At 71.1% G+C, this 6,000-nt stretch carries 6 protein-coding genes; 4 read left to right on the forward strand and 2 right to left on the reverse strand.

What is annotated here, in order from left to right:
* Positions 1 to 26 precede the first annotated feature (26 nt).
* Together DPM19_RS30290 and DPM19_RS30295 are read right to left on the reverse strand one after the other, a co-directional pair.
* On the reverse strand, positions 27 to 227 hold the full coding sequence (locus DPM19_RS30290) for a DUF5708 family protein (protein ID WP_111871491.1): 201 nt from the start codon (positions 225 to 227) through the stop codon (positions 27 to 29).
* Positions 228 to 405: 178 nt separating this feature from the next.
* On the reverse strand, positions 406 to 1,446 hold the full coding sequence (locus DPM19_RS30295; protein WP_111871492.1) for an acyl-CoA dehydrogenase family protein: 1,041 nt from the start codon (positions 1,444 to 1,446) through the stop codon (positions 406 to 408).
* A 265-nt stretch (positions 1,447 to 1,711) separates the two neighbouring features.
* Here DPM19_RS30295 and DPM19_RS30300 point away from each other — a divergent pair, with 265 nt between their 5' ends.
* The 4 genes from DPM19_RS30300 to DPM19_RS30315 are packed head-to-tail and all read left to right on the forward strand — an operon-like array spanning position 1,712 to position 5,803.
* Positions 1,712 to 2,761, forward strand: a complete 1,050-nt coding sequence (locus DPM19_RS30300; RefSeq protein ID WP_111871493.1) for an iron-siderophore ABC transporter substrate-binding protein — start codon at positions 1,712 to 1,714, stop codon at positions 2,759 to 2,761.
* Between the two features lie 53 nt (positions 2,762 to 2,814).
* Entirely contained in the window at positions 2,815 to 3,831 is a 1,017-nt protein-coding gene (locus DPM19_RS30305; protein ID WP_199485363.1) for a FecCD family ABC transporter permease, read from the forward strand.
* A gap of 3 nt (positions 3,832 to 3,834) precedes the next feature.
* Positions 3,835 to 4,902, forward strand: a complete 1,068-nt coding sequence (locus DPM19_RS30310) for a FecCD family ABC transporter permease (RefSeq protein ID WP_111871494.1) — start codon at positions 3,835 to 3,837, stop codon at positions 4,900 to 4,902.
* 4 nt (positions 4,903 to 4,906) lie between these two features.
* A complete protein-coding gene (locus DPM19_RS30315) occupies positions 4,907 to 5,803 on the forward strand; it encodes an ABC transporter ATP-binding protein (protein ID WP_111871495.1) in 897 nt (298 codons plus the stop codon).
* Positions 5,804 to 6,000: the final 197 nt, after the last annotated feature.

Below are 6,000 nucleotides of genomic sequence, written 5' to 3' on the forward strand. Positions count from 1 at the left end.
CCCGCCGGCATGGCCGCGAAACTCCCCTAGCCTCGCGCCACGCCGTCGCCGCGAGCGCTCTTATAGGCCCCGTACAAGGCCTCCATGCCTCCGATGACCATCAGGACCACGCCGACCTTGGACGGCGTGAAGATGAAGACCTGCTCATCCGATCCGAACAGCCAGAGCGCCAGTCCCACCACAAAGGTGATCGAACCGGTGAGGAGCGTCCTACGGGCAGGGGCCATGAGCGATCCTTCGAAGAGGGATGAACGCATCGCATCTTCAAAAAACCCTAGTCAGGCCGCACCCGCACGGCCTCCTGCCGATTGAGGAAACCGGGCCTACATCCTTCGATCGACACCGCCGCCCTGTTCGACTACGCCTGCCGAGGCCACCGCGTCAGGGCTCCACGGGTCCGCACCGTCAACCGGTCAGGCTGCGTACGAGGTGCTGGCGCATGTCGGGGCGGCTCGCGGCGACCATCGTGAACGTCGCCTCCCGGACCAGCCGCTGGGCGTGCTGGCCGATCAGCAGCGCGGGGCCGCCGACCCCGGCCACCAGCGCGCCGGCCGCCCGTAGCGCGAGTTCTGCCGCGCCGGCCCGGGCCGACGGCATCGTCGCGGGGTCGTGCAGGCCGGCGTCCAGCGCGGACCGCACGTGGTCGAGGCGGGCGGTCAGTGCCGTGGCGGCCTCCGGGTGGCCCGCCTCCGCCAGCAGGCGGATGGCGCGGTGGGCGATGCCGCAGGCCACGCAGCCGTTGAGCCGGGATCCGAACGCCTGGTAGGCCAGGAAGTCCGCGTGCGGGACGGTCCCGGTGATCTGATCCGTGGGCAGCAGGTAGCCGTCGAAGCGCAGCCGGACGGTGTTGGTGGCCTGCCCGGCGACCAGCCGGACGGGTTCGGCGGTGAGCCCGTCGCCCGGCCTGGCGTCGATCAGCCCGGAGACGATGGTGCCGGTCTCGCCGGAGTCGCGGTCGCGCCCGGACACCTGGAGCAGGTCGATCACGCCCCACCCGCTGACGAAGGGCGCCTCGCCCTCCAGCAGGTAGCCGCCCTCGACGGCGCGGGCCCACAGCCGCGGCGGGTTCGGTATCACCCCGGCGAAGGCGACCCCGGCGCGGGTGCGGCCGGCCACCAGGTCCTCGAAGTGGCGCTCCCGCAGTGCCGTGTTGCCGGAGCCGCCCAGGTTGAGGACCGCGCCGTTGTGCTGCATCCAGGTGAAGGTGGTGGACAGGCAGCCGCCGGACAGCGCCTCCAGCACCTCCACCACCTCGGCGAAGTCCAGTTCCTGCGCGCCGAAGCCGGCGGCCAGCCCGTAGAAGCCCTCGCGGGCGAGCAGGTCCCAGTGTCCGGCGGGCACCTGCCCGGTCTCGTCCACCGTGTTGGCGGCGGGGAAAAGCACGTCGTCGGCGATCTGGTGGGCTCGGCGGACGATGGGGGGCGCGACCTTCCTGGGCTCAGACATGAGGTTAGGCTAACCTAATCAACACCGCCGGGAAGTGGTGTTGGAAGAACGCGCACCGATGACCTGTCGTCCCGCCGAATTGCGCGCCACAGGCCCCCATCAACCGCCTTTCCGGACCTCATCACCCCTGGTCTTGGACGTTTCTGTCGTCCACGCTAGGCTAGGCTCACCTAAGTTAGGTAAGCCTAAAATCTCTGGCCTGCCGGTTCCGGCCGGCCGAAACACGGCTACCTGGCGGAGGTCCCCGGAACAAAGGAAACCCCCCATGCTCGTAACTCACAAACCGGTGCGCCTACTCACGGCGCTCGCCTCGTTCCTGCTCGCCGGAAGCCTGCTCACCGCGTGCGGCTCCGACGAGCCCGAAACACCGGCGGCGGCAGGTACGGCGGGGAACGCGTTCCCCGTGACCATCACGCACAAGTTCGGCCAGACGACCATCAAGGCGGAACCGAAGCGGATCGTCACGGTCGGCCTCACCGACCAGGACGCCGTGCTGGCACTGGGCAAGGTGCCCGTCGCCACCACCGAATGGTTCGGCGGGTACCCCGGCGCCATCGGGCCCTGGGCACAGGGCAAGCTCAACGGCGCGCCCGTGCCGACCCTGCTGAAGGACCCCGGGACCGGCCCGCAGGTCGAGAAGATCGCCTCGCTCAAGCCGGACCTGATCCTGGCGCTGTACGCGGGCCTGACCGACAAGCAGTACGAGCAGCTGTCGAAGTTCGCGCCCGTCGTGGCCCAGCCCGCGCAGTACGCCGACTACGGCATCCCGTGGCAGGAGCAGACCAAGACCATCGGTAAGGCGCTCGGCAAGGAGGCGGAGGCCGGCAAGCTGGTCAGCGCCCTTGAGCAGCGCTTCGCCAAGATCAAGACGGACAACCCCGAGTTCGCTGGCAAGACCGCCGTCACGGCCACCCCCTACGAGGGCTTCTTCGTCTACGGCCCCCAGGACCTCCGGTCGCGGACGCTCGCGCTGCTCGGCTTCACCCTGCCCGCCGATCTGACCAAGGTCGTCGGCAAGGAGTTCGGGGTCAGCATCAGCAAGGAACGGCTGGACCTCCTCGACCAGAACGTCATCGTCTGGACCGTGGGAAGCATCGACAAGGACCGGCCGAAGCTGCACGCGGACGCGCTCTACGCCGACCTCAACGTGGTCAAGCAGGGCCGGGAGGTGTACGTCGGGGAGGACACCCCCTACGGCATCGCCTACTCCTACCAGACCGTCCTCAGCCTGCCGTACGTGCTCGACCGGATGGTCCCGCAGCTCAAAGCGGCTCTCGACGGGAACACCGCGACCAAGGTCGAGCCCGCCAGTTGACGCCGCTCCGGAGGGTCCGGCCCACGGGCCGGACCCTCGATCACAAGGGGCCGGTGACCCGGTGGCGGCCGATCCTGCTGCTGGCGGGACTGGCCGGATGCCTGGCCCTGCTCTGCCTGCTCTCGCTGGCGCTCGGCGCGCTGCGCGTCCCGCTGGGTCAGGTCGCCGACACGCTCCTCGGCCACCCGCCGAGCCGCATGGTCGACAACGTGGTGTGGACGGTGCGGCTGCCCCGCACCTGGCTCGCCCTCGCCACCGGCATGGGGCTCGGCCTGGCCGGGATGCTCATGCAGGCGCTCACCCGCAACCCGCTGGCCGACCCGGGCCTGCTGGGTGTGACCGCGGGCAGCTCGTTCGGCGTCGTCATCGCGGTCGGGCTGCTGGGCTTCGGGTCGCTGTACGAGTACGTGTGGTTCGCCTTCGCGGGCGCGGCGGCCGCCTCCGTCGTCGTCTACCTGCTCGGCCGGATGGGCCGGTCCGGGCTGACCCCGGTGAAGCTCGCACTCGCCGGAATCGCGATCACCGCGCTGCTGAACTCGCTGACCAGCGCGATCGTCGTCCTCGAACCGGACGCGCTGCGCCGCTACCGGTACTGGGCGGCGGGCTCGCTGGCCGACCTGCCCGGTGACGTCGTGAAGAACGTGCTGCCGTTCCTGGCGGTCGGCGCGGTCCTAGCGCTGGCCTGCGCGCCCGCGCTCAACAGCCTGGCGCTCGGCGACGACGTCGCCCTCGCGCTGGGCCGGCGGGTCGGCCTCATCCGGTTGCAGGGGGTGCTGGCCATCATGGTGCTGGTCGGGGCGTCGGTGGCGGTGATCGGCCCGGTCGTGTTCCTCGGCCTGATCGTCCCGCAGATCGCCCGGGTGCTGGCCCAGTGGGCGGGCCTCGGCCCGGACCACCGCTGGCTGCTGCCCCTGTCCGGGCTGCTCTCGCCCATCCTGCTGCTGGCCGCCGACATCCTCGGCCGGGTGATCATGCGGCCGGTGGAGATCCAGGCGGGTGTCCTCATCGCGTTCATCGGCGGGCCCTTCTTCATCGCGATGGTGCGCCGTCGCCGGCTGGCGGAGGTGTGAACCGTGACCACGCATAAGACAGCCACGGCCCCGGACGCGCGGGCGTTCCGGCTGCGGACGCCGCCGGTGTCGGGCCTGCTGCGGCTGCGGCTGGTCGTGGTGTGCCTGGTCCTGTCGGCCGCCACGTTCCTGCTGGTATGCCTGAGCGTGACGATCGGCGAGTTCCGGATGGGGCTGGGCGACGCGTTCGGCGGCATCGTCGGCACCGGCGACCCGGGCAACGTCCTGATCGTCCGGGAGCTGCGGCTGCCCCGGGTGCTCACCGGGCTGCTGGTCGGAATCGCCTTCGCGCTGTCGGGCGCGCTGTTCCAGACCATGACCCGCAACCCGCTGGCCAGCCCTGACGTGATCGGCCTCACCGAGGGCTCCGCCACGGCCGTGGTCGCGGCGATCATGCTGGGCTGGCACAGCGGCGCCGGCCTGCAGACGCTGGGCCTGCTCGGCGGGTTCGGCTGCGCGCTGCTGGTGTACCTGCTGGCCTGGCGGGACGGCATCACCGGATACCGGATCGTCCTGGTCGGCATCGGGATCTCCTGGATGTGCGCCAGCGCGACCGACTTCCTGCTCGCCCGCGGCGGCCAGTTCCAGGCCCAGGCGGCGATCGGCTGGCTGGTCGGGAACCTCAACGGCCGGGACTGGGCCGAGACCCTGCCGCTGGCCGTCGCCATGGTGGTGCTCGTCCCCGCAGCCCTGGGACTCGGCCGGCTGCTGCGCACCCTGCAACTCGGCGACGACGTCGCGATCGGCCTGGGCACACCGGTCCAGCGGGCCCGCCTCGCCATCGTGTTCACCGGGGTCGGGCTGATCGCCTTCGGCACGGCCGCTGCCGGGCCCGTCGCGTTCGTCGCGCTGAGCGCCCCGCAGATCGCCCAGCGGCTGGGCGGCACGGCCTGGCCGCCGCCCGTCACCTCGGCGGTGACCGGCGGGCTGATTGTGGTCGCCTCCGACCTGATCGCCCGCACCGTCATACCGGGCACGGAACTGCCCGTCGGGATCGTCAGCGGCGCGTTCGGCGCGCCCGTGCTGATCTGGTTGCTGATCCGCGCGAACCGCGCCGGCTCTGGAGGTTGACCCTATGAACGCGAAAGCCCCGGAGCCGCACGCGGACGCCCGCACCCCGGATGCGAGCGGGCCGGAGCTGCGCGCGGACGGCCTCACCCTGGCCTACGACGGCGCCCCCGTCGTCGACGGCCTGGACTTGGCCGTGCCGCCGGGCCGGATCACCGCGATCGTCGGCGCCAACGCCTGCGGCAAGTCCACCCTGCTCCGGGCGCTGGCCCGGCTGCTGTCCCCCCGGGACGGCGCGGTGTACCTGGACGGCCGGAAACTCCAGTCGCTCCCCACCCGGCAACTGGCCCGCGACCTGGGCATCCTCCCGCAGGGCCCGGTCGCCCCCGACGGCCTGACCGTGCTGGACCTGGTCAACCGCGGCCGATCGCCGTACCAGACCTGGTGGCGGCAGTGGTCGAAGGACGACGAGGCCGCCGTGCACGCCGCGCTGGCCGCGACCGGCATCACCGACCTGGCCCACCGCGCCGTCGACGAGTTGTCGGGCGGGCAGCGCCAGCGCGCCTGGATCGCAATGGCGGTGGCGCAGGGCACCCGGGTCCTGCTGCTGGACGAACCAACCACCTACCTGGACATGGCCCACCAGATCGACGTCCTCGACCTGGTCGTCGACCTGAACCGGCGCGAGGGCCGGACCATCGTGATGGTCCTGCACGACCTGAACCAGGCCGCCCGCTACGCCGACCACATGGTGGCGATGAAGTCCGGCCGGATCGTCGCCGAGGGCGCCCCCACCACGGTCATCACGGCCGCCATCGTCGAGGACGTGTTCGGCCTGCGCTGCCAGGTCACCACGGACGAGATCAGCGGCACCCCACTGGTCCTCCCGATCAGCCGCCACCACGCAGGCCGCAAACCGACCAGCCCACCCGAAGCCCACCCGCCGACCCCGCGCCCGGCGTAACACCCACCCCCGACAGCTTCCCCACCGCCCCGGACGCCCGTGATCCTGGAGTTTTCAGGGGGTTATAACCCAATGCCACTAAGTTAGGCATGTTGCGAGGACGCGGATGGTAGGCGGCTCATTGTGTCGAGTTCCGCGATGATGGGGTTTCTTGACGATATAAGCGTTGTGGCGACCTCGTTTGATCACGCGTGGGT

This window comes from Actinomadura craniellae, from assembly GCF_003289645.1.
Classification (GTDB): Bacteria; Actinomycetota; Actinomycetes; order Streptosporangiales; family Streptosporangiaceae; genus Actinomadura_D; species Actinomadura_D craniellae.